General features: G+C 72.0%; 19 protein-coding genes and 1 pseudogene. 8 read left to right on the plus strand and 12 right to left on the minus strand.

What is annotated here, in order from left to right; all coding sequences use genetic code 11:
• Positions 1–42: 42 nt before the first annotated feature.
• Together QC385_RS12730 and QC385_RS12735 are read right to left on the minus strand one after the other, a co-directional pair.
• Positions 43–1,086 carry a LacI family DNA-binding transcriptional regulator gene (locus QC385_RS12730; protein WP_279541405.1) on the minus strand — a complete coding sequence of 348 codons (1,044 nt, stop codon included), beginning with the start codon at positions 1,084–1,086 and terminating at the stop codon, positions 43–45.
• The gene (locus QC385_RS12735) at positions 1,083–3,710 is read right to left on the minus strand and encodes a glycoside hydrolase family 2 protein (RefSeq protein ID WP_279541406.1); all 2,628 of its coding nucleotides are present in this window, start codon (positions 3,708–3,710) and stop codon (positions 1,083–1,085) included. Before QC385_RS12735 ends, QC385_RS12730 begins: the two co-directional genes overlap by 4 nt.
• A gap of 163 nt (positions 3,711–3,873) precedes the next feature.
• Here QC385_RS12735 and QC385_RS12740 point away from each other — a divergent pair, with 163 nt between their 5' ends.
• The 3 genes from QC385_RS12740 to QC385_RS12750 are packed head-to-tail and all read left to right on the plus strand — an operon-like array spanning position 3,874 to position 6,964.
• On the plus strand, positions 3,874–5,187 hold the full coding sequence (locus QC385_RS12740) for an ABC transporter substrate-binding protein (protein ID WP_279541407.1): 1,314 nt from the start codon (positions 3,874–3,876) through the stop codon (positions 5,185–5,187).
• Complete coding sequence (locus QC385_RS12745) at positions 5,187–6,137, plus strand: carbohydrate ABC transporter permease (RefSeq protein ID WP_279541408.1); 951 nt, start codon at positions 5,187–5,189, stop codon at positions 6,135–6,137. Before QC385_RS12740 ends, QC385_RS12745 begins: the two co-directional genes overlap by 1 nt.
• Positions 6,134–6,964 (plus strand): carbohydrate ABC transporter permease, encoded by an 831-nt coding sequence (locus QC385_RS12750; protein ID WP_150483622.1) that lies wholly within the window; start codon positions 6,134–6,136, stop codon positions 6,962–6,964. Before QC385_RS12745 ends, QC385_RS12750 begins: the two co-directional genes overlap by 4 nt.
• Positions 6,965–6,974: 10 nt before the next feature.
• Here the strand turns inward: QC385_RS12750 and QC385_RS12755 are convergent, their stop codons facing one another.
• The 3 genes from QC385_RS12755 to QC385_RS12765 all read right to left on the minus strand — a co-directional run bounded on the left by QC385_RS12755 (position 6,975) and on the right by QC385_RS12765 (position 10,111).
• The gene (locus QC385_RS12755; RefSeq protein ID WP_279541409.1) at positions 6,975–8,264 is read right to left on the minus strand and encodes a ribonuclease D; all 1,290 of its coding nucleotides are present in this window, start codon (positions 8,262–8,264) and stop codon (positions 6,975–6,977) included.
• 186 nt (positions 8,265–8,450) lie between these two features.
• The gene (locus tag QC385_RS12760; RefSeq protein WP_279541410.1) at positions 8,451–9,113 is read right to left on the minus strand and encodes a response regulator transcription factor; all 663 of its coding nucleotides are present in this window, start codon (positions 9,111–9,113) and stop codon (positions 8,451–8,453) included.
• A 323-nt stretch (positions 9,114–9,436) separates the two neighbouring features.
• Positions 9,437–10,111: a DUF3000 domain-containing protein gene (locus QC385_RS12765; protein ID WP_279541411.1), complete on the minus strand. Its 675-nt coding sequence runs from the start codon at positions 10,109–10,111 to the stop codon at positions 9,437–9,439.
• Between the two features lie 101 nt (positions 10,112–10,212).
• Between QC385_RS12765 and hemE the strand changes: the two genes are divergently transcribed.
• On the plus strand, positions 10,213–11,280 hold the full coding sequence (gene hemE / locus QC385_RS12770) for a uroporphyrinogen decarboxylase (protein ID WP_279541412.1): 1,068 nt from the start codon (positions 10,213–10,215) through the stop codon (positions 11,278–11,280).
• 1 nt (position 11,281) lies between these two features.
• On the opposite strand, the gene QC385_RS12775 is transcribed toward hemE, so the two are convergent.
• On the minus strand, positions 11,282–12,106 hold the full coding sequence (locus QC385_RS12775; protein WP_279541413.1) for a rhomboid family intramembrane serine protease: 825 nt from the start codon (positions 12,104–12,106) through the stop codon (positions 11,282–11,284).
• 134 nt (positions 12,107–12,240) lie between these two features.
• Between QC385_RS12775 and QC385_RS12780 the strand changes: the two genes are divergently transcribed.
• Positions 12,241–12,573, plus strand: coding sequence for a hypothetical protein (locus QC385_RS12780; RefSeq protein ID WP_248505410.1), 333 nt, complete (start codon positions 12,241–12,243; stop codon positions 12,571–12,573).
• Between the two features lie 119 nt (positions 12,574–12,692).
• On the opposite strand, the gene QC385_RS12785 is transcribed toward QC385_RS12780, so the two are convergent.
• Together QC385_RS12785 and QC385_RS12790 are read right to left on the minus strand one after the other, a co-directional pair.
• A complete protein-coding gene (locus QC385_RS12785; protein ID WP_279541414.1) occupies positions 12,693–14,084 on the minus strand; it encodes an FAD-dependent oxidoreductase in 1,392 nt (463 codons plus the stop codon).
• 27 nt (positions 14,085–14,111) lie between these two features.
• Positions 14,112–15,101, minus strand: a complete 990-nt coding sequence (locus QC385_RS12790; protein ID WP_279541415.1) for a DUF4349 domain-containing protein — start codon at positions 15,099–15,101, stop codon at positions 14,112–14,114.
• Between the two features lie 157 nt (positions 15,102–15,258).
• On the opposite strand from QC385_RS12790, the pseudogene hemG reads away from it, so the two are divergent.
• Together hemG and hemQ are read left to right on the plus strand one after the other, a co-directional pair.
• Positions 15,259–16,778: pseudogene (gene hemG / locus QC385_RS12795) on the plus strand (protoporphyrinogen oxidase).
• Positions 16,779–16,783: 5 nt separating this feature from the next.
• Complete coding sequence (hemQ, locus tag QC385_RS12800) at positions 16,784–17,527, plus strand: hydrogen peroxide-dependent heme synthase (protein ID WP_279541416.1); 744 nt, start codon at positions 16,784–16,786, stop codon at positions 17,525–17,527.
• Here hemQ and QC385_RS12805 read toward each other — a convergent pair whose 3' ends face one another.
• From QC385_RS12805 to QC385_RS12820, 4 genes are all read right to left on the minus strand, one after another.
• Positions 17,528–19,150: an alpha/beta hydrolase gene (locus QC385_RS12805; protein WP_279541417.1), complete on the minus strand. Its 1,623-nt coding sequence runs from the start codon at positions 19,148–19,150 to the stop codon at positions 17,528–17,530.
• A 186-nt stretch (positions 19,151–19,336) separates the two neighbouring features.
• On the minus strand, positions 19,337–20,107 hold the full coding sequence (locus QC385_RS12810) for a transposase (protein ID WP_279541418.1): 771 nt from the start codon (positions 20,105–20,107) through the stop codon (positions 19,337–19,339).
• A 40-nt stretch (positions 20,108–20,147) separates the two neighbouring features.
• The gene (locus QC385_RS12815; RefSeq protein ID WP_279541419.1) at positions 20,148–20,921 is read right to left on the minus strand and encodes a TIGR04222 domain-containing membrane protein; all 774 of its coding nucleotides are present in this window, start codon (positions 20,919–20,921) and stop codon (positions 20,148–20,150) included.
• A gap of 86 nt (positions 20,922–21,007) precedes the next feature.
• Positions 21,008–21,760, minus strand: a complete 753-nt coding sequence (locus QC385_RS12820) for a DUF4142 domain-containing protein (RefSeq protein WP_279541420.1) — start codon at positions 21,758–21,760, stop codon at positions 21,008–21,010.
• A gap of 292 nt (positions 21,761–22,052) precedes the next feature.
• Here QC385_RS12820 and QC385_RS12825 point away from each other — a divergent pair, with 292 nt between their 5' ends.
• Entirely contained in the window at positions 22,053–23,519 is a 1,467-nt protein-coding gene (locus tag QC385_RS12825) for an aldehyde dehydrogenase family protein (protein ID WP_279541421.1), read from the plus strand.
• Positions 23,520–23,540: the final 21 nt, after the last annotated feature.

Raw genomic sequence — 23,540 nt, forward strand, 5'->3', positions numbered from 1 at the left:
AGTAACGTAGCTGCACAGTCCTGACACGGCGAGCGGTGAACGTCACACCTCACGGGGTGGCGCCGTGGACCCTCTCGGCGTCAGCACCGGAGTCGGCACCGGATGCGACCCGGCCGTCCCGTCCCCGGTGATCACCCCGAACAGCGTCCGAGCCACCTCCGCCCCAAAACCGTGCACGTCATGACTCATCGCCGACAAGGTCGGATGCGTCAGCCGGCACAGCTGCGAGTCGTCCCACGCCAGCAGCGACACGTCCTCCGGCACCCGCAACCCCATCTCCGCCGCCACGGACAACCCCGCCACCGCCATGATGTCGTTGTCGTACACGATCGCCGTCGGCCGGTCCGGCGGCGTGGCCGTCAGCAGCGACCGCGTCGCCCGCGCCCCCGCGTCCCCCGAGAAATCGGTCGCGACCTGCCACGCACCGGCCAGCGCCAGCGCCCCCGCCGCCTCGTCGAACGCGGCCGTCCGGATGGCCGTGTGCCCGAGGGCCGCCGCCCCGCCCACCCGCGCGATCCGCCGGTGCCCCAGCGCGGCCAGATACCGCACCGCCTCCGTCACGGCCGTCGCGTCGTCGGTCCACACGGAGGTGAGGCCTCCGGTCAGCGAGGGATGCCCCACGGCGACCACCGGCAGCCCGAGCCGCTCCACCAGACCCACCCGGGGATCGTCGGCCCGGAAGTCGACGAGGATCGACCCGCCGATCTGCCGCCCCCGCCACCACGACTCCTGGACCCCCACCTCCTCGTCCATGTTCCGCACGAGCCGCAGCAGCAGGGAACAGGAGTTCTCGGCCAGGACGCTCTCCACGCCCGAGACGAACTCCATGTACCAGGGCTCCAGCCCGAGCACCCGCGCGGGCCGGCACACCGCGAGCCCCACCACGTCCACGCGCGAACCGGCCAGCGTCCGGGCCGTGAGGTTCGGCGCCCAGCCCAGCTCCCGCGCCGCCCGGAAGATCCGGTCCCGGGTCGCCTCCGACAGGCCGGGCTTGTGGTTGAACGCGAGCGAGACGGCGCCCTTGGACACGCCGGCGCGCGCCGCGACGTCCTTGATGGTGACGCGGGGGACCGGCGTTGCCGTCATCGGGTGGGCTCCACGCAGTACAGGGCCGAACGAGCGCTCTTCGCGTCCGGAGTCTTCCAGCCGCGCACCCCGATGGTCACCTCTTCGCCCGGCAGCAGCGTGACCAGCCCCCGGTCGGCCCGCGACCCGGGATCCAGCCGGTCCGCCTGGAGCAGCAGGTCCCGGACCAGGGTGCGGGCGGTGACGCTGATGCCGCCCGGGACGAGTGCGACATCGAACCGGGGAGCAGGGTAAGGGACTTCGCGGTCCGGCACCGGGAAGTACAACGCCCGCAACCGACCCGCGTCCGTGTGCCGGCCTGCGTCCGTGTGCCGGTCTGTGCCCGTGTGCCGGTCTGCGTCCGTGTGCCGGTCTGCGTCCGTGTGCCGGTCTGTGCCCGTGTGCCGGTCTGCGTCCGCGTCCCGGCCTGTGCCCGTGTACCGGTCTGCGTCCGCGTCCCGGCCCGCTCCCGCAGCCGCGTTCCCGCCCCCGCCTGCTCCCGCTCCCACGTCCGCGTTCCCGCCTGCTCGTGTGCTCTCGTCCGCTTCTGCGTCCGCTTCCGCGTCCGCGACGAGGAACTCCTCCGGCCCGGTCGGTGTCAGCTCGCGCGGGACGTCCACACGTGCCACGCTCCGCCCCCCTGCCGTCAGCTCCACCGCCGCCTGCCCCAGCACCTCGCCCTCGACGGACATCCGCCGCAGGGTCGCCGTCGTCGTCCAGTCCCCGGCCGCCTGGTTGACGGCGGCCAGCACCAGCCCGCCGTCCCGCGCCTGGAGCGTCAGCAACCGGTCCGCGTACAGCCGCTTCAGCTCGTGGTACAGCGGCTTCTCCCGTCCGTCCCCGTCGATCGCCGCCCAGGAGGTCACCGGCCAGCAGTCGTTGAGCTGCCAGACGACCGTGCCCGCGCACACCGGCCAGTGCGACCGCCAGTGCTCGATCCCGGCGGCGACCGCACGCGCCTGGTTGACCTGGGTCAGGTAGTGCCAGCGGTCGAAGTCCCCCTCCGGCACGGCGAAATGCCGCTCCAGCCCCCGCTCCAGCTTGCCGTTGCCGTCGTCGGCCTTCTGGTGGTGCAGCATGCCGGGGGAGTCCGGCGCGAGCTCCTCCCCGGGCAGCGCACGCCGCAGCGTGGCGTACGCGGGCGGCGCCTGCCAGCCGAACTCGGCGACGAACCGGGGCACGCTCAGCCGGTAGTCGGCGTAGTCCTCACGGTTCCACACCTCCCAGGAGTGGTGCGTGCCGTGCGCCGGATCGTTGGGATGCCGGTCCCACGACCCGGACCAGGGACTCCCCGCCGAGTACGGCCGCGTCGGATCCAACTCGGCCACCACGCGCGGCAGTACGCCCAGGTAGTAGCCCTCGCCCCAGGAGTCCCCGGCCAGCCGCGGCTCCCAGCCCCAGTCCCTGAAGCCCCACAGGTTCTCGTTGTTGCCGTTCCACAGCACCAGCGACGGATGCGGCATGAGCCGTACGACGTTCTCCCGCGCCTCGGCCTCCACCTCACCGCGCAGCGGCTGTTCCTCCGGGTAGGCCGCGCACGCGAACGGGAAGTCCTGCCAGACCAGCAGCCCGAGTTGGTCGCAGGCGTCGTAGAAGTCCTCGCTCTCGTAGATCCCGCCGCCCCAGACCCGTACGAGGTCCACGCCCGCCCCGGCGGCCTGCTCCAGCCGTTCCCGGTAGCGCTCGCGGGTGATCCGGGACGGGAAGACATCGTCGGGGATCCAGTTGACGCCCCGGGCGAAGAGCCGTTCGCCGTTGACGACGAGCGTGAAGCCGGTGCCGTGCGCGTCGGGCCGTTGATCCAGTTCCACGGTCCGGAAGCCGACCCGCCGGCGCCACACGTCCAGCGCGTCCTCGCCGTGCAGCAACCGCAACTCGACGTCGTACAAAGACTGTTCGCCGTAGCCGCGCGGCCACCACAGCCGGACGTCCGGCACGCGGAGCCGTACCACCCCGCTCGCCCCGTCGATCTCCGCCCGGGCGCGCACCCCGCCCACCGTCGCCTCCAGGGCGAGCGGTGCCTCGACCCGGGTCCGCTCGACGTCCACGGCCAACTCGACGACCCCCACGCCCTCGTCGACGGTGACCAGCGGACGCACCCGGGCGATCCGGGCCGTCGACCAGTGCTCCAGGCGCACCGGCCGCCAGATCCCGGCCGTCACCAGGGTCGGCCCCCAGTCCCAGCCGAAGGAGCAGGCCATCTTGCGCAGGTACTGGTAGGGCTCGGCGTAGGCGGCGGGCCGCTCGCCCAGCCGTCCCCGCACGGCCTCGGCCTCGGCGTAGGCGGAGACGAACCGCACGGACAGCCGCCCGGACAGCCCCGTCACGTCGAACCGGTACGAGCGGTGCATGTTCCGCACCTTGCCCAGCAGCCGCCCGTTCAGGGAGATCTCGGCGACGGTGTCGAGCCCGTCGAAGACCAGGTCGGTCTGCTCCCGCGCGGACGCCCGGGTGAGCTCGCGCTCGTACGTCCAGTCCCGGCGCCCCACCCACGCCACCTCGGACTCGCCCCGGCCCAGGAACGGGTCCGGGATCACCCCGGCCGCCATCAGATCGGTGTGCACGCAGCCCGGCACCGAGGCCGGGAGCGCGTCCGGTCCGTGCCGCAGGATCCATCCGTCGCCGAGCGGTGTGGCCTCCAGCATGCGCACTCCCTAAACCGGTCCAGTGAAGAAGGGTGTACAGGTTTCGCAGCGTTGGCGGGAATGGGACTTTACCGGTTGAGAAAGCGCTGTCAGAGTGCCGAACCAGCCATACCGCACGTGCTCTTCCGTCCCGAGTTCCCCTCCGCGAACGGAGCTGATGCACATGAACCGCCGTACCGTCCTCGCCCTCACCGTGGGCGCAGCCCTGCTGGCCTCGGGCTGTACCGGCACCGGAGGCACCTCGAAGGGCGCGGACGCCGACGCGCCCGACGATCCCGCCAAGGTCGACGGGACCATCACCGTCCTCACCCATCGGACCGACCTCGTGCAGGACGGGACGATGAAGAAGTACGCCGCCGAGTTCAACAAGACCTATCCCAAGGTGAAGGTCGAGTTCGAGGGCCTCACCGACTACGAGGGCGAGGTCAAGATCCGGATGAACACGGAGAACTACGGCGACGTCCTGATGATCCCGGCCGTGATCGAGAAGAAGGACTACCCGAAGTTCTTCGCCTCCCTCGGGACCCGGGCCGAGCGCGGCAAGAAGTACCGCTTCACCGACTACACCACCGTCGACGGCAAGGTCTACGGCCAGAGCCCGCTCGGCGTGGTCCCGGGCTTCGTCTACAACAAGAAGGTGTGGAGCGCGGCCGGCGTCACCGACTGGCCCACGACCCCGGCCGAGTTCCTCGACGACCTCGAGGCCATCAAGTCCAAGTCCGACGCGGTCCCGTACTACACGAACTTCAAGGACATGTGGCCGCTGACCCAGTGGACGAACGTCAACGGCTCGGTCGGCTGCGACACTCGGGCCACCACCAGGCTCGCCGAGTCAAACCCCTGGGCGGAAGGCGCCGACCTGCGGGTCGGTGACACGCTGCTCCACGACATCGTGCGCCAAAAGCTCATCGAGAAGGACCCGACGACCACCAACTGGGAGGCGTCCAAGCCCAAGCTGGCGAAGGGCGAGATCGCCACGATGTGGCTCGGCTCCTGGGCGATCGTGCAGATGCGGGACGCGGCGAAGCAGGCGGGCACCGACCCGGCCGACATCGGCTTCATGCCGTTCCCCGCCCAGAAGAACGGCACGTTCTGCGCGGTGACGTCGCCCGACTACCAGCAGGCCGTCAACGTCAACTCCGACCACAAGGCCGCCGCCCGCGCCTGGATCGACTGGTTCACCGACAAGTCCGGCTACGCGGACGCCAACCTGGCCCTCTCGCCCCTCAAGGACGGCCCGCTGCCCGACGTCCTCAAGCCGTACGAGGAGGCGGGCGTGAAGCTCCTCGACATCGACGACACCAAGGGCGCCGAGGTCAAGTCCATCGACAACCAGTCCGAGGTCGGCATCTACAAGCCCGACTACCGCCAGGAGCTCGTCGACCTCGCCCGCGGTGCCCGCAAGGGCAGCCTGGACCACTTCCTGAGCGGACTGGGCGAGAAGTGGACCGAGGCGCAGAAGAACCTGGGGTCCTGATGACCGACACCACCCGGAAGGCGGCGCGGCCGGTGCCACCGGCCGCGCCCGCCGGGCCGACACCGCCATCCGCCGCGCACCGGGCGCGGCGGTGGCGGGGCGTGACCCCCTGGCTGTTCCTGATCGGCCCGCTGGTCCTGCTGATCGCCTTCACCTACGCGCCGATCGTCAACATGGTCGCGTACAGCTTCACCGACTGGGACGGCGTCAGCCCCGAGCTGCACTACACGGGCGCCGAGAACTACGCCGAACTCCTCACCCGCCCCGAGCTGTTCGAGGTGTTCCTCGTCAGCGGCTACTACCTCGCCGCGTCCGTGGTGCAGATCGCCGCCGCCCTGTACTTCGCCACCGTCCTGAGCTTCAACGTCCGCTTCCGCAACTTCTTCAAGGGCGTGCTCTTCTTCCCGTACCTGATCAACGGCGTCGCGATCGGGTTCGTCTTCCTGTACTTCTTCCAGGACGGCGGCACCCTCGACGCGATCCTGAGCCTCTTCGGTTACGACGGCGACCGCGCCTGGCTCGGCACGCCGGCCTCGGCCAACGTCTCCCTCGCGGGCGTCTCCGTCTGGCGCTACATGGGCCTGAACTTCGTCCTCTTCCTCGGCGCGATCCAGTCCATCCCGGGGGAGCTGTACGAGGCGGCCGAACTGGACGGGGCGAACCGCTGGCAGCAGTTCCGCCACATCATCGCGCCCGGGATCCGGCCCGTGCTGAGCCTGTCGGTGATCCTGTCCGTCTCCGGGTCGCTGTCCGTCTTCGAGATCCCGTACATCATGACCGGCGGCGCGACCGGCACCGAGACCTTCGTGATCCAGACCGTGAAGCTGGCCTTCCAGTTCAACAAGACGGGCCTCGCCTCGGCGGCGGCCGTCGTGCTGCTGCTGATCATCCTGGCGGTGACCTGGGTGCAGCGGCGCCTCGTCCCGGACGACAAGGTGGACCTCGTATGACGCGCCGTGCCGTGGCCCGTGCCCTCGTGTACCTGTCCCTGGTGCTCGCGACGCTGGTCGTGCTCCTGCCGCTCACCGTGGTCTTCCTGACGTCGCTGAAGACCTCCGGGGAGATGGCGGACGACAGCGGCGCCCTCACGCTGCCCGACGACCCGTTGAACTTCGGCAACTACGTGACGGCGTTCCAGGACGGCCGGATGCTCTCGGCGTTCGGCAACACGGCGCTGATCCTGGTCGTCGCCATCGGGGGCACGGTCCTCATCGGCTCGATGACGGCGTACGCCATCGACCGCTTCCGGTTCCGCTTCCGGAAGCTGGTCCTGGCCCTGTTCCTGGTCGCGGCACTGGTCCCCGGGGTGACCACCCAGGTGGCCACCTTCCAGATCGTCAACAGCCTCGGGATGTTCGACAGCCTCTGGGCGCCGATCGCGCTCTACATGGGCACGGACATCGTGTCGATCTACATCTTCCTTCAGTTCGTACGGGCCATCCCCGTCTCACTGGACGAGTCGGCCCGCATCGACGGCGCCAACGCCTTCACGGTCTACCGGAAGATCATCTTCCCGCTGCTCAAGCCCGCGATCGCGACGGTCGTGATCGTGAAGGGGATCAATGTCTACAACGACTTCTACATCCCCTTCCTCTACATGCCCTCCGAAGATCTTGGCGTGATCTCGACGTCCCTGTTCCGCTTCAAGGGCCCCTTCGGAGCCCACTGGGAGACCATCTCGGCAGGCGCGATCCTCGTCATCGTCCCGACGCTGATCGTCTTCCTGTTCCTCCAGCGGTTCATCTACAACGGTTTTACGCGAGGTGCCACCAAGTAGGGGCCTTCTTTCAGGCCTCCTTGACGGACAGAGCCTCCACCAGCACGGGAGTCACCTGCTCGACCTGCCACGGCCGCGCCCCGTACCCGGCAAGCGCGGCCGCCACGGACTCGGCATCGACAACCGCCGGCGGCTCCCAGCAGACCCGCCGCACGGTGTCCGGCGTGATCAGATTCTCCTGCGGCATGGTGAGCTGCTCGGCCAGCGCCGAGACCCCCGCCCGGGCCGCGGACAGCCGGGCCGCGGCCACAGGGTCCTTGTCCGCCCAGGCCCGCGGCGGCGGAGGCCCCGTCACCGGCTGCCCCGGCTGCGGCAGCTGCGCCTCGCTCAGCCCCTTGGCCCGGTCCACGGCCGCCTGCCACTGCTCCAGCTGCCGCTTGCTCATCCGGTGTCCGAAACCGTTCAGCGCGGCCAGCGCGTGCACGTTGGCCGGAATCGCCAGCGCGGCCTCCACGATCGCCGCGTCCCCGAGCACCTTGCCGGGCGAGACGTCCCGCCGCTGCGCGATCCGGTCCCGGGTCTGCCACAGCTCCCGGACGACGGCCAGCTGCCGCCGCCGGCGCACCTTGTGCATGCCGGACGTGCGCCGCCAGGGGTCCTTGCGCGGCTCCGGCGGCGGGGCCGAGGCGATCGCGTCGAACTCCTGGCGGGCCCACTCCAGCTTGCCCTGCCGGTCCAGCTCCTTCTCCAGCGCGTCGCGCAGGTCGACGAGCAGTTCGACGTCCAGGGCCGCGTACCGCAGCCAGGGCTCCGGCAGCGGCCGGGTCGACCAGTCGACGGCGGAGTGCCCCTTCTCCAGGACAAAACCGAGGACGCCCTCGACCATCGCGCCGAGACCGACCCGGGGGAACCCGGCGAGCCGCCCGGCCAGCTCCGTGTCGAACAGCCGCGTCGGCACCATGCCTATCTCGCGCAGACAGGGAAGGTCCTGGGTGGCGGCGTGCAGCACCCACTCGGCGTCGGACAGGGCCTCTCCGAGCGCGGACAGGTCGGGGCAGGCGACGGGGTCGATCAGAGCGCTCCCGGCGCTCTGGCGGCGCAGCTGGACCAGGTAGGCGCGCTGGCCGTAGCGGTAGCCGGACGCCCGCTCGGCGTCGACGGCGACCGGACCGGAGCCCGCCGCGAAGGCGGCGATCATCCGGGCCAGGGCAGGCTCGTCCGCGATCACGGGCGGAATGCCCTCGCGCGGTTCCAGCAAGGGGATCGGCGCCTCCGTAGCAGAAGATCCGTCGTCGTCCGGAGGAGCGCCTCCGGTGGTTCGCAGTGAGCTGTCTGCTGCGGTCTCGTGGGCGTCGGTCACATGTCAAGGGTATCCATGTATGGACAGCGCCCGCCGACGGAACGTTCCGTCGGCGGGCGCTCGAGGGTCGCAAACCAGTCAGGTCGGGGAAGTGGCGGGTTCACGAACCGTGAATGACATGCACGGGACCCGCGGCCGGTCCCGTTCACGTGAGTGAATGATCACAAAGGGTCACCATGGACTGGTTCAGTGGATGATTCCGGTCCGCAGCGCCACCGCGACCATCCCGGCGCGGTCGCCCGTGCCGAGCTTGCGGGCGATGCGGGCGAGGTGGCTCTTGACGGTCAGTGCGGACAGGCCCATCGAGACGCCGATCGCCTTGTTCGACTGGCCCTCCGCGACCAGCCGCAGCACCTCGACTTCGCGGCCGGAGAGTTCGCGGTAGCCGCCCGGGTGGCTCGGGGTACCCGGGGGGCGGCGGTGCAGGCGGGCGGCGGCGGCGCCGATGGGGGCGGCGCCCGGGCGGGTGGGGAGACCGACGTTGGTGCGGGTGCCGGTGACGACGTAGCCCTTCACGCCGCCCGCGAGGGCGTTGCGAACGGCGCCGATGTCGTCGGCGGCGGAGAGGGCGAGCCCGTTGGGCCAGCCCGCGGCGCGGGTCTCCGACAGCAGGGTGAGGCCGGAGCCGTCGGGCAGGTGGACGTCGGCGACGCAGATGTCGCGGGGGTTGCCGATGCGGGGACGAGCCTCCGCGATGGACGAGGCCTCGATGACATCGCGCACACCGAGTGCCCACAGATGGCGGGTGACGGTGGAGCGGACGCGCGGGTCGGCCACGACCACCATGGCGGTCGGCTTGTTCGGGCGGTAGGCGACCAGGCTTGCGGGCTGCTCGAGGAGAACGGACACCAGGCCTCCTGGGGTGCGGGACGGGGCCGGCTCGTGGGGGTGAAGCCGGGACGAACCGTGCTTTCAAGGTCACAGTCGTCTTCGGCACCCAACCCGTCCGCCTTTAGAGAATGATCACGAATCAGTGATAACAATCCGTGCAATTCGGACACGCGGTCGATCATTCGAAGGTCGAACGGTTTCGGTCTGCGTCGGTACGCGGTCGAAAGTGGCCGTATCGACAAAGTGATTCGGCCAAGAGGGGGACGCAGGTGTGATCGTCGACAGGGCAGCGTTGACCGCCCCGTACAGGTTCGGTCAGTACGGGGTCGGAACAGGTTCGATCAGCGGGACTGCGGACCTCGCCGCTGGGGCAGCGTCACCACCGACGCGTCCCCCGGCCCGGCCGGCGGCAGCCCCGCGACCTGGGCGAGCAGATCGCACCAGGACGCCAGGTGCGCGGCCGTGTCCGGGACCCCGCCCACGCCCTCGCGCGGCGTCCACGAGGCACGGATCTCGATCTGCGAGGCGGCCGGACGCGCGGACAGACCGCCGAAGTAGTGCGAGCTCGCCCGCGTGACGGTGCCGCTCGGCTCCCCGTACGTCAGCCCGCGCGTCTGGAGCGCGCCGGTCAGCCAGGACCAGCACACCTCCGGCAGCAGCGGATCCGCGGCCATCTCCGGCTCCAGCTCCGCGCGCACCAGCGTCACCAGCCGGAACGTGCCCTGCCATGCCTCGTGCCCCGCCGGGTCGTGCAGCAGCACCAGCCGGCCGTCGGCCAGGTCCTGGTCGCCGTCGACGACCGCGGCCTCCAGCGCGTGGGCGTAGGGGGCGAGCCGTTGGGGCGGGCGCGTCGGCTCGACCTCGATCTGGGGCCGCAGCCGCGCCGCCCCGAGCGCGTCGACGGCGGCCCGGAAGGGCAGCGGGGCGGTGTCCGCCTCCCGCCGGTCTTTCTCGGTGTCCTTCGCTTCGTCCATTCCGCCAGCGCCGTCCGACAGTGGTCCCTGAGCCGCAGCCATGCCGGAAGGTTACGGGGACCGGAGCCCGGGTGCCGGGCTAGACACCCCGCGCCTCTCCAGGGGCTGAATCACGCCCATCGGGGGCGTGCGAAACTTGGCCCGTGAGTGCCAACGACGCCCCCCGGGCCCAGCAGCCGTCCGCCCCGCACGACTCAGCCTTCCTCAAGGCCTGCCGGCGCGAGCCCGTGCCGCACACGCCGGTGTGGTTCATGCGGCAGGCCGGGCGCTCACTTCCGGAGTACCGCAAGGTGCGCGAGGGCATCGGGATGCTCGATTCCTGCATGCGGCCCGAACTGGTCACCGAGATCACGCTCCAGCCGGTGCGCCGGCACGGCGTCGACGCGGCGATCTACTTCAGCGACATCGTCGTCCCGCTCAAGGCCATCGGCGTCGACCTCGACATCAAGCCAGGCGTCGGCCCGGTCGTCGAGCGCCCGATCCGCACCCGCGCGGACCTCGCCCAGCTGCGCGACCTGACCCCCGAGGACGTGTCCTACGTCACCGAGGCCATCGGCCTGCTCACCCGCGAGCTCGGCGCCACGCCCCTGATCGGCTTCGCCGGCGCCCCCTTCACCCTCGCCAGCTACCTCGTCGAGGGCGGCCCGTCCCGCACGTACGAGAACGCCAAGGCGATGATGTACGGCGACCCCGAGCTGTGGGCCGACCTCCTCGACCGCCTCGCCGAGATCACGGCCGCCTTCCTGAAGGTGCAGATCGAGGCCGGCGCCTCGGCGGTCCAGCTGTTCGACTCCTGGGCCGGGGCGCTGGCCCCCGTCGACTACCGGCGCTCGGTGCTGCCGGCGTCGGCGAAGGTCTTCGAGGCCGTGGCCGGTTACGGCGTCCCGCGCATCCACTTCGGCGTCGGCACCGGTGAGCTGCTGCGGCTCATGGGCGAGGCCGGCGCGGACGTCGTCGGCGTCGACTGGCGCGTCCCGCTGGACGAGGCCGCCCGCCGCGTCGGCCCCGGCAAGGCGCTCCAGGGCAACCTCGACCCGACGGTGCTGTTCGCCACGACGGAGGCCGTCGAGGCGAAGACCCGTGAGGTCCTGGACTCGGCGGCGGGGCTGGAGGGCCACGTCTTCAACCTCGGCCACGGCGTCATGCCGTCGACGGACCCGGACGCGCTGACGCGGCTCGTGGAGTACGTGCACACGCACACCGCCCGCTGACTCACCAGGTGTGCCGGGGCCGCGCCCGCCTGCCGAAGAGGATGCCGCGCGGCTCCGGCGGCGGCGGTGTGCCGGGGCGCAGCGGCCAGGCGATCAGCATGCCGGCGAGAAAGCCGGCGATGTGCGCCGCGTACGCCACCGTGCCGGCGTCGGACAGGCCCCCGCCGGAGGAGTACACCGCCTGGAGCACGAACCACAGCCCCAGCACGGTCCAGGCGGGCAGCCGCAGCGGCAGGAAGACCAGGAACGGGACGAGGACCCAGACCCGGGCCCTCGGATACAGCACCAGATAGGCACCCAGCACCCCGGCGATCGCTCCGGACGCGCCGATCAGCGGATCGGCCGACGTGTTGTTCAGGACCGCGAAGCCGTACGACGCCGCGTAGCCGCAGACGACGTAGAAGAGCAGGAAGCGCAGGTGCCCCATCCGGTCCTCGATGTTGTTGCCGAAGATCCACAGGAACAGCATGTTGCCCAGCAGGTGCGGCCAGCCGCCGTGCAGGAACATCGCGGTCAGGACGCTCAGTTCCGGCGACTTGTCGTAGGGCGGCGGGCCGATGACGCAGCCGGCTCCCTGCGGGCCCACTCCGATGTCGCCCGTGGGCACCAGCCGGGGCATCTGATGGTGGATCAGCTCCCGTGGCACCGCCGCGTACTGGTCCAGGAACGCCTGGAGGTGACACAGCTGCGCCAGGCTGCCCTCGCCCACCACGGAACCGGCCATGCCGGGCGTGAGCAGGAACACGACGATGTTGGCGGCGAGCAGCGCGTACGTCACCCAGGCGGTGCGCCGCGCGGGGTTCACGTCATGAACGGGGATGACCACGCCACACGTGTGCCCGGGGCGCCGCCGGTGAATCGGTCCCGCCGGTGAACGCAGCCGTCCGGGCGTGCGTATGTGTCGGCAACCGCCCGCGGCGCGGGGAAGGCGGGTCGCGGGGCCGACGTGAGGAACAGGCGATGAACGACCGAGTTACTCCTGCGATGCACGCCCTGCCGGACGGCGAGGCGGAGCTGACGCTGGTGGTGCGGCTGCCGTGGGAGGACGTGGCCCGCCTCGGCCAGGAGGCCGGGCGGCTGGCGACCCAGATGCGGCGGCCCGTGACGCTGGAGGAGGCGGTGAGTCACCGGTTGCGGTCGACCCGGGTGGCTTCCCACGCGAAGCCGGCCGGGGAGCAGCCGCCGGCGGTGACGGCGGCTTCGGCGTCGGTGTCGTCGTTGCCGTCGCGGCCGCCGGCGGAGCAGGCGAGGCAGGCGATCGACCGGATCAACGGTACGGCGGGGACCGCGTAGGGGCTTCGCCGCGGGGGTGCGGGTGCATCGCCGGGTGCGGGCAGGCTGTGGCTGGTCGCGCCCACGCGGCGGAGCCGCAGATCGATACAGCCCCGCGCCCCTGATTCCCACACCGTCCCCTACAAGGAACCGCGCACCTTTGCCGCCGCCTTGCGGGCCGCCACCAGTACCGGGTCCCAGACAGGGGAGAACGGCGGGGCGTATCCCAGGTCCAGCGTGGTCATCTGTTCCGCCGTCATGCCCGCCGTGAGGGCGACCGCCGCGATGTCGACTCGTTTGCCCGCGCCCTCCCGGCCGACGATCTGGACGCCGAGGAGGCGGCCCGTGCGGAGTTCGGCGAGCATCTTGACCGTCATGGGGGAGGCGTCCGGGTAGTAGCCCGCGCGGCTGGTCGACTCGATGGTGACCGCCTCGAAGCGCAGGCCCACGCGGTGGGCGTCCTTCTCGCGCAGTCCCGTGCGCGCGATCTCCAGGTCGCAGACCTTGCTGACCGCCGTGCCGACCACGCCCGGGAAGGTGGCGTAGCCGCCGCCGGCGTTGGTGCCGATGACCTGGCCGTGCTTGTTGGCGTGGGTGCCGAGCGCGATGTGCCGTTCCTGGCCGGAGACCAGGTCGAGGACCTCGACGCAGTCGCCGCCCGCCCAGACGTCCTCGTGCCCGCGCACTCGCATCGAGCGGTCCGTGAGCAGGCCGTCGTGGGCGCCGAGGGGCAGGCCGGCCGCCTGCGCGAGGGTCGTCTCGGGGCGGACGCCGATGCCGAGCACGACGACGTCCGCCGGGAAGTCGCGGTCCTGGGTGGCCACCGCCCGTACCCGCCCGTCGTCACCCGTCAGGATCTCGGTGACCTCGGCGTCGTTCACCATCGTGATGCCCAGGCCCTCCATGGCCTTGTGCACCAGGCGGCCCATGTCCGGGTCGAGGGTCGACATGGGCTCGCTGCCGCGGTTGACGACCGTCACCTCGTAGCCGCGGTTGATGAGCGCCTCGGCCATCTCCACGCCGATGTAGCCGGCCCCGACGACCACCGCGCGGCGGCCACGCGTGCGTGCCAGCGTGTCGAGCAGCGCCTGGCCGTCGTCCAGCGTCTGCACGCCGTGCACCCCGGGGGCGTCCATGCCGGGAAGGTCCGGCCGGATCGGCCGGGCGCCGGTCGCGATCACGAGCTTGTCGTACGACGTCCAGGACTCGGCGCCGGATTCGAGGTCACGCGCGCGTACCCGCTGCCCGTCGGGGTCGAGCTCCGTGACCTCGGTGCGCAGCCGCAGGTCGATGTCCCGCGCGCGGTGCTCCTCGGGTGTGCGGGCGATGAGCCGGTCCCGGTCGGTGACGTCGCCGCCCACCCAGTACGGGATGCCGCACGCCGAGTACGACGTGAAGTGGCCGCGTTCGAACGCCACGATCTCCAGCTCGTCGGGGCCCTTCAGACGGCGTGCCTGCGACGCCGCGGACATCCCCGCGGCGTCGCCGCCGATCACGACCAGTCGCTCCCTGCGCGTACGGCTCATGTTCATGCGAACACGCTACGGGAGCACGGCATTTCAGTCCTGCTCGTCAGGAGTCCGCGCGGGCGGGGACTGCGGGGACTGCGGGGCGGGACGGGCCGTCGGCAGCGGGCCCAGGGCGCTCGTGGCGGGCGCGGGGCGCGGGAGGCGGGGGCGTACGACGCGCAGCCACAGCAGCGCGAGCAGGGCGGCCACCGCCGCGAACGGCAGGACCGCGCCGAGGGCCACCGCGAGCCAGCGCAGCATCGTCACGAAGGCGTTCCAGCCGCCCGCGAGCGCGTCCACGAACCCCGGGTCGTCGTCCTTCGCCTCCTTCTTCACGGGCGTCTCGGACAGCGACAGGGTGATGGTGGCCAGGCTCGTGCGGTCCTTCAGGGACTCCTGGCGCGCCAGGAGGGCCTCCAGGTCGGCCTGGCGGGTGCTCAGCTCGCCTTCCAGAGTCACCACGTCGCTGAGCCTGGTGGCCTGGTCCATCAGCTCGCGGATCCGGGCCACGCTCGCGCGCTGGGACTTGATCCGGCTCTCCACGTCCACGACCTGGTCGGTGACGTCCTCCGCCTTCGCGCTGCGGTCGAGGAGCTTGCCCGCGCCCTCCAGCCCGGTGAGGACCTCGTCGTACTTCTCGACGGGCACGCGCAGCACGACGCGGGTGCGCTCGTGACCCTCCTCGTCCCGGGTGGTGGTCTCGTTGCCGACGTAGCCGCCCGCGTTCTCGGTGCTCGTGCGGGCCTCCTCCAGGGCCTTCGGGGCGTCCTTGACCTGCACGGTCAGTGAGGCCGTGCGGATGATGTGGGCCGTGGGGAGCTTCGCCGGCGCGGTCGCCCTGGCTCCGCTTCCGGCGCCGCCGGGGGCGGCCTCGTTCGCACCGCCCTTGTGGTCGGCGTCCGGGGCGGCGACTCCCCGGTCGGCGGCGCCGGAAGCGGAGTCCTCTCCCGCGCCGCTGCATCCGGTGAGCGCGAGTGATGCGGCCAGCAGGAGCGCGGCGAGGGCCGGGACGGGGTGGCGGGCGGGTCGTGGTGTGCGCATGTGGTTTCCCCCGGGGATCGGTTCGGCTGACGCTTCTTCGACGCCCGGGCGGCGCCTGACGTTTGCTCCGGGGCGGTTCCGATGCGGTCACGGTCGGGACTCGTGAAGGACACCGGGGTGCGGCAGCGCTGTCAGTGGGGTCTGAGAGGCTGGGGACATGCGCGAAGTTCAAGCCCGTGCGGGCACGGGGCAGGTCGTCGTCATCGGGGCGGGCATCGCGGGACTGGCCGCCGCGCACCGGCTGCTGGAGCGCGGGGCGCGGGTGACCGTGCTGGAGGCCTCCGACCGGGTCGGCGGCAAGTTGCTGCCCGGGGAGATCGCGGGCGCGCGCGTGGACCTCGGCGCCGAGTCGATGCTGGCCCGCCGCCCCGAGGCGGTGGCGCTCGCCCGGGAGGTGGGCCTCGCCGACCGGCTCCAGCCGCCCGCGACGGCGACGGCCTCGATCTGGACCCGGGGCGCGCTGCGCCCGATGCCCAAGGGGCATGTGATGGGCGTGCCCGGCACCGCCGCGGCCCTGTCCGGTGTGCTGTCCGACGAGGGCCTCGCCCGCATCGACCGCGACGCCGGGCTGCCCCGCACGGAGGTCGGCGATGACGTGGCCGTCGGGGAGTACGTGGCCGCGCGCCTCGGCCGCGAGGTCGTCGACCGCCTGGTGGAACCGCTGCTCGGCGGCGTCTACGCGGGCGACGCGTACCGCATCTCGATGCGCTCGGCCGTCCCGCAGCTCTTCCAGGCCGCCCGGAGTCACACCTCCCTGACGGCAGGGGTCCGCGAGATCCAGGCGAAGGCGGCCGCCGCCCGGCAGACCGGCCCGGTGTTCATGGGCATCCAGGGCGGCGTCGGCACGCTGCCCCGTGCGGTGGCGGAGTCGGTGCGGGCACGCGGCGGCGAGATCCTGACGGGGACGCCGGTGACGGAGCTGAGCCACAGCGCGGCGGACGGCGGCGGGTGGCGCGTGGTCACGGGCGAGCGGGTGCTGCGCGCGGACGCGGTGGTGCTCGCCGTCCCCGCCCCCGCGGCCGCCCGGCTCCTGCGCACCGAGTCCCCCGAGGCCGCCGCCGGGCTCGGCGGCGTCGAGTACGCCTCCATGGCCCTGGTCACCCTCGCCTACCGCCGCGCCGATACGGCCCTCCCCGAGGGCAGCGGCTTCCTCGTGCCGCCGGTCGACGGGCGCACCATCAAGGCGTCCACCTTCGCCTCGCGGAAGTGGGGCTGGATCGCCGACGAGAACCCGGACCTGGTCGTCCTGCGCACCTCCGTCGGACGGTACGGCGAGACGGAGATCCTCCAGCGCGACGACGACGGGCTCGTGGACGTCTCCCGGCACGACCTGAAGGCGGCCACCGGCCTGGACGCCACACCCGTCGCCACCCGCGTCACCCGCTGGGACGACGGCCTGCCCCAGTACCCCGTCGGCCACCACGCGCGCGTGGCCCGCATCCGCGAGCACGTGGCCAAGCTCCCCGGGCTCGCCGTGTGCGGCGCGGCGTACGACGGCGTCGGCATCCCGGCGTGCATCGCGAGCGCGTACGCCGCCGTCGACCAGATCCACGGTGACCGGCAATGAAAGGAGCAGCGCGAAGCGCTTCGGTTGAGGGTGGTGGTGGGCGACGGGCGGGCGTGCAGGAGCTCACCGCCCACCCGGTGCAGAGTCTGCACGGCGGAGCGGGAGAATGAGGAGCATGAGTGACGACGCCTCCACCACGGCCTCCAGCGCCACGCCCGACCGCATCGCGAACAAGGGCAAGCTGGCCAAGGACCTCAACGAGGTCATCCGCTACACGCTCTGGTCCGTCTTCAAGCTGAAGGACGTCCTCCCCGAGGACCGCGCCGGGTACGCCGACGAGGTCCAGGAGCTGTTCGATCAGCTCTCCGCCAAGGACGTGACCATCCGCGGCACGTACGACGTCTCGGGACTGCGCGCCGACGCCGACCTCATGATCTGGTGGCACGCGGAGACCAGCGACGCGCTCCAGGAGGCGTACAACCTCTTCCGCCGCACCAAGCTGGGCCGCGCCCTGGAGCCGGTGTGGTCGAACATGGCGCTGCACCGCCCCGCCGAGTTCAACCGCTCGCACATCCCGGCGTTCCTCGCCGACGAGACGCCCCGCGACTACGTGAGCGTCTACCCCTTCGTGCGCTCCTACGACTGGTACCTGCTGCCCGACGAGGACCGCCGCCGCATGCTCGCCGACCACGGCAAGATGGCCCGCGGCTTCCCGGACGTGCGCGCCAACACGGTCGCCTCGTTCTCCCTCGGCGACTACGAGTGGATCCTCGCCTTCGAGGCCGACGAGCTGTACCGCATCGTCGACCTCATGCGTCACCTGCGCGCCTCGGAGGCCCGCCGGCACGTCCGCGAGGAGGTCCCGTTCTTCACGGGCCGCCGCAAGGACATCGCGGAGCTCGTCGCGGGTCTGGCCTGATCAGCGGAGCGGTCGTCCGGCCCCGGGCTGCTCCGGGGCCGCCGAACGCGGCTGCGGCTTCGGCTTCGGTTCCGGGCGCGCGGCGCAGTCCGCGCCCCGTCCCGGCAGCCGGCCCTCCAGCAGATACGCCTCCATGTGGCCGTTGACGCAGGCGTTCGGCCCGCCCGCCAGGCCGTGCGTGCCCGCGTCGCGCTCCGTCACCAGTACGGAGCCCGCGAGGCGGCGGTGGAGTTCGAGGGCGCCGTCGTACGGCGTGGCGGCGTCCCGCTCGGCGGCCAGGATCAGCGTCGGCGGCAGTTCGCCCGGCCCGGTGCCGACGTCGAGCGGGCGCTGCCGCGGCCCCTGCCAGTAGGCGCAGGGCAGGTTCGTCCACACGTTGTCCCAGGTCTCGAAGGGCGCCAGCCGGGCGAGCCGGGTGTTGTCCCGGTCCCACACCTCCCAGTCCGTCGGCCAGGGGGCGTCGTTGCACTCGACGGCCACATAGACGGCGCGTGAGTTCTCCGCCTCGACGGCGGCCTCCGGGTGCTGTGCCGCCTGCTCGACCAGCGGCCCCGGATCGCCCTTGAGGTACGCCGACAGCGCGTGCGCCCGGTGCGGCCACTGGTCGTCGTAGTACCCGGCCTGGAGGAACGCCCCCTGCAACTGCCCCGGCCCGACCTTCCCGCCGGCCGGCTCGACGGCCAGCCGGGCCTTCGCCCGCTCGTAGCTGCGCCGCACCTCCCGTGCGGTCCTGCCCAGCCCGTACACGTCGTGGTGCCGGGCGATCCACTTGCGGAAGTCCTTCCAGCGGTCCTCGAACGCCGCCGACTGGTCGAGGTTGTTGCGGTACCAGATCTGCTCCGGGTCGGGGTCGACCGCCGAGTCGAACACCATCCGTCGTACGTGCGCGGGGAACAGCGTCGCGTACAGGGCACCGAAGTACGTGCCGTACGACGAGCCCATGAAGGTCAGCCGCTCCTCGCCGAGCGCGGCGCGCAGCACGTCGAGGTCGCGGGCGTTGTTCAGCGAGTGGTAGTGCCGCAGCGTGCCGCCGGCCCGCTCGGCGCAGCCGCGCGCATACGCCTCGGCCTGCGCGTTGCGTTCCTTCTTGTACGACTCGGAGGGGTGCGTCGGTGACTGGGTGGGCCCCTTGAAGAACTTCTTGGGGTCCTTGCAGGACAGCGGCGCGGAACGGCCGACCCCGCGCGGGGCGTAGCCGACCAGGTCGTACGCGGCCGCGAGCCGCTTCCACTCGGGCAGCAGGCCGACGAGGGGGAAGTACAGGCCGGAGGCTCCCGGGCCGCCCGGGTTGTAGACCAGAGCGCCCTGGCGGCGGACCTTGCGCTTGCTGTCGTGCGGATCCTTCTGTGTGGCCCGGGCGCGGCCGACGGCGAGCTCGATCTGCCTGCCGTCGGGCTGTGCGTAGTCCAGCGGGACGGTGACCGTGCCGCACCGCATGCTGCCAGGAAGGTCCTCCGCGTCGGGGCACGGGCCGAAGTCGATGCCGGCCGCCTTCGCCCGCGCGGCGGCCACCGCGGTGCCGCGCAGCTCGGCCGTCGCCCTCGAGCCGTCGGGGTCCGGGGCGGCGGTGAGGGCGCTCAGCAGCAAGGACCCCGCTGCCGAGTAGAGGAGGGCGGCTCTCATCGCGAATCCCTTCGGTGCACGGTGGCGACAAAAGGGATGTTTCGTCGGGCGGTTGGGGAAGGCAAGCACCGTCCGCCGGTGTCGGCCTCAATGCCCCTGTGCGCCCTCGGTCTGTCAGTCGTGTGCCTAAAGGGTGTTGCAGAAGGTCGGGTTCGGGCAGGCCGGGGTTGTGCTTGACCTGCTGTTTCACCCAGCCAGGGCGAGGTTGTGCATGGTGGCGACGGCTTGGACGGCGTGATGGAGGCCGTCGCCCCTTTGGCGGCAGTCGCGGAGGATCTTCCAGTTCTTCATGCGGGCGAAGGTGTGCTCGACGCGGGCACGGACCCGGCGGTGTTCGGCGTTGTCCTCCTCCTGACCGCGCAGGAGGGGGCGTCCGGCTCGTCGGCGGTGCGGGACGATCAGACCGGTGCCCAGGTAGGCGCCGTCCGCGATCACCGTAGTCCCGGCCGCCGCGGCCGGCAGGTCCGACTCCCGCCAGACGTGGGCATCGGCTTTGTTTCCGGGTGCCGGCCGAGCCGAGGCGACGACCAGGCGGGTGTCAGCATCGATGATGACCTGCACGTTCGCCGAGAAGCGGTAGTTGCGGGAGGAGGCGCCGACCTGCCGATGGCGCACGGGAATGAGGGTGCCGTCCACGATCCACAAACGCTCGACGTCCGCGACGGGCCGCGGCGCCGGCTCCAGCGCGAGCAATGGCCGCAGGCGCTGGATGACCCGACACACGGTCGCCGAAGAGATCCCGAACAGCGGGGCGAGCTGCCGCATCGTGAGGTTCGTGCGGTAGTACACCGCCACCAGCAGAACCCGGTCCGCCAGGGGCAGGCACCACGGCCGGCCACCACCGGGCCCGGTCCCGCCCCGTTCCCGTACCACCTTCACCAGCCTCGCGAACCGGTCCATACGCAAGCCCGTGAACGTCTCCACCCACACCGGCTCAGCCCGCAACACCCCACCCATACAGGGAAAATGCCCGGAGCCGAGCTTTCTGCAACACCCTTTAGGGGATGTCCGCCCAGCGGTGCGTGAAGGCGGCGCGCAGGTCCGGTTCGCCGATCGCGCGGACACCGCGTACGGCCACGGAGGTGAGGTACGTGCGGTCGTCGGCGGCGCCGTCCGCGTTCCGGGCCAGTGCGCCGAGCAGTCGCTGACCGGCCGGGGAAGCCCAGCGAGAGTACGGGTGGGCCTCGATGCGGGCGACGGCGAGGGAGCTCAGGGTCAGGGCGAGCGGCAGCGCGAACCACAGGGCCACCAGATGACGTGGCATGTCCGGCGGAGGGGGCGTCAGCAGCGCGGCCGCGCCGAGGCCGAGTACCGCGAGGGCCGCCGAGCGCACCTGCCGGACGGCCGCCGCGACCGTCGTACGGGCGCTGTCCGGCACGGCGAGTCCCGCGCGCACCAGCCGGTCGGCGATGCCGCGCACCGCGTCCGCCGTGGCGGCGGTGGCCCGCACCGGCGCTATCCGGGACTGCCCCTCGGGGCCGATGGCCCCGATGACCGACCGCTCCATCTCGTCGCGCCCCCGTGGATCGACGACCGTCGCCCAGCCGGTGTGGGCCAGGAGCAGCCGGCGCTGGTGCGCCATGGCGACGAGGGTCACGTCGGCGACCCGCCGGGGCCCGCCGGAGAGGAACGCGGCCTCGTAGAGCGTGAGTTCATGGACGCGGCCGGCGTTCGCGTCGGCGGCCGCGGCGCGTACGGCGGCCAGGCACAGGCGCGTGCACGCCGTGCCGGCCACGATCCAGGCCGCCAGCAGGAAAAGAACCCAGAGCATATGTTGTTTGTATGTGACACGGTCTCGGAAACACCATGCCTTGTTCACGATCCGGACGGAGTGTTGTCGGTACGTGACGTTCCGTTTCACTGCTCCGGCGGCGGGCGGAAGGTGGGCGGCGGAAGCGTGAAGGCCGGGTCCGGCGCCGGCGCCGGGGCCGGAGCCGTGGGCGAGGCCGGGGCCGCCGTCGGGGGAGTGTTCCCGGTGGCCAGGTCGCGGGCCACGGCGTCGAAGTCGACGTGGCCCGTGGCCTCCAGGACCTTGATGTGGTCGAGGACGGTCGTGTTGGCGTCGTCGGCGAGATCGCGCACCAGCGAGTTGCGGGTGCTCGCGCGGACCTGGGCGACGACCGAGAAGACCCTGCCGTGCGCCAGCCGCAGGATGTTGGCGAACTGGCGGTCGTACTCGGCACCCTGTGCCTCGTCCAGGGTTTCCAGCCACTGCTTCTGCTGGTCGCTGGGCTCGTCCGGCAGGGTGAGGTTCAGCCGTGCGGCGACACCGCGGACCCGTTCGTCGAGGAACCCGTGTCCCTCGACGAGATGCCGGCCCGCCGTCCGCACGGCCGGTGTGGTCCCCTTGGCCCGCGCCTGCTGCCCGGCGGGCAGTTCCCACAGTCCCGCCAGCCGGACCTTGACGAGGAAGTCCTGGTCGAGCGCGGACAACGGGCCGTAGCTCGTGCGCAGGGTCTGGGCGCTCAGCACGTCCGGTCCCGTCCCCGGCCGGTCGGTGTACGGCCAGAGGGAGAAGACCAGCGCGGCGAACGTCGCCGCCAGACACGTGACGATGAGCCCCGTGCCGCTGACGATGCCTCGGCCCTTGACGGGGGGTCGCGGTCGCATGGTGGTGCCTCCTGGTACGGCACCGCACGCCAATCGGCTTCAGGTGCGGAGTTGACATGTTACTGCGGGGTCTATGCCAACTGCCGTAAGCGTCCAGGCAGGCAGGACTCGGGTGTCAGCCCCCGCACACTCGCGTGCGCACGGGCGAGGCCGGGTGACTAGCCCACCCGGGTCCTCTGGACCGCCGGGAGGCCGCCGGGGCGGTGCGCCCCGTGGCCGCCGCCCGCGCGATGGGCCATGTTGCTGACCGTCGAGCCGATCGGCACCGGCCGGATGCGAAGGAGGCCCCGCGGTGGGCGAGCTGTACATCGACGGCGAGTGGACACAGGCGGCGGCCGGTGGCCGGCGTGAGGTGGTCAACCCCTACGACGCCTCCGTCGTCACCACCGTCGACGAGGCCGACGCCACCGACGTGGACCGCGCCGTGCGCGCCGCCCGGCGCGCCTTCGACGAGGAGGACTGGGCGAACACCACCTCCCGCCACCGGGCCGACCTCCTGCTGCGCGTCCGCGACCTGCTGCTGCGCGACCAGGAGGACATCGCCCGCACCGAAACCCTCGACACCGGCAAGACGCTGGCCGAGGCCCGCATCGACGTGGAGGACGTGGCGAACGCCTTCCGCTACTACGCCGAACTCGCGGGCAAGGACGGCGGCCGGGTCGTGGACGTCGGCCCGGACGTCCTCAGCCGCGTCGTCTACCAGCCGGTCGGAGTCTGCGCGCTCATCGCCCCCTGGAACTACCCGCTGCTCCAGGCCTCCTGGAAGGTCGCCCCGGCGCTGGCCGCCGGCAACACCTTCGTCCTCAAGCCCAGCGAGACCACACCGCTCACCACCATCGCCATGATCCGGCTCATCGAGGAGGCCGGCGCACCGCCCGGCGTCGCCAACCTGGTGCTGGGCTCCGGGGCGACCGTCGGCGCGGCCCTGACCAGCCACCCCGAGGTCGACCTGGTCTCCTTCACCGGCGGTCTGACCACCGGGCGGTCCATCATGGCCAGCGCCGCCGAGGGCCCGCGGAACATCGCCCTCGAACTGGGCGGCAAGAACCCCAACATCGTCTTCGCGGACGCCGGCTTCGACGCCGCCGTGGACTACGCGCTGGACGCCGCCTTCCTGCACTCCGGGCAGGTCTGCTCGGCCGGTTCGCGCCTGCTCGTCCAGGACTCGCTGCACGACCGGTTCGTCGAGGCCCTCGCCCGCCGCGCGCGGGCCATCCGGCTCGGCAACGGCATGGAGGAGGGCACCGAGAGCGGCCCGCTCAGCTCCGCAGAGCACCGCGAGAAGGTCGAGCGCTACATCGCCGTCGCCCAGGAGGAGGGCGCCCGCCTGGTCACCGGCGGCACCCGCCCCGACGACCCCGCCCTGAGCCGCGGCTTCTTCCTGCTGCCGACGATCTTCGCCGACTGCGACCGGTCGATGCGGATCGTCCAGGAGGAGGTCTTCGGCCCGGTCGTCACCGTAGAGCGCTTCGGCACCGAGGACGAGGCGGTGGACCTGGCCAACGACACGCGCTACGGCCTGGCCGGCGGCGTATGGACCTCCGACGCGAGCCGTGCCCAGCGCGTCGCCCAGCGGCTGCGGCACGGCACCGTCTGGATCAACGACTTCCACCCCTACGTGCCGCAGGCCGAGTGGGGCGGCTTCGGCCGCTCCGGCGTCGGACGCGAACTCGGCCCCACCGGGCTGCGCGAGTACCAGGAGGCCAAGCACATCTACCAGAACCTCGCCCCGGCCCCCTCCGGCTGGTTCAAGGGCTGAACGACACAGAAAGCAGGGCAC

The organism is Streptomyces sp. DH10, from assembly GCF_029813805.1.
Lineage (GTDB): Bacteria > Actinomycetota > Actinomycetes > Streptomycetales > Streptomycetaceae > Streptomyces > Streptomyces coeruleofuscus.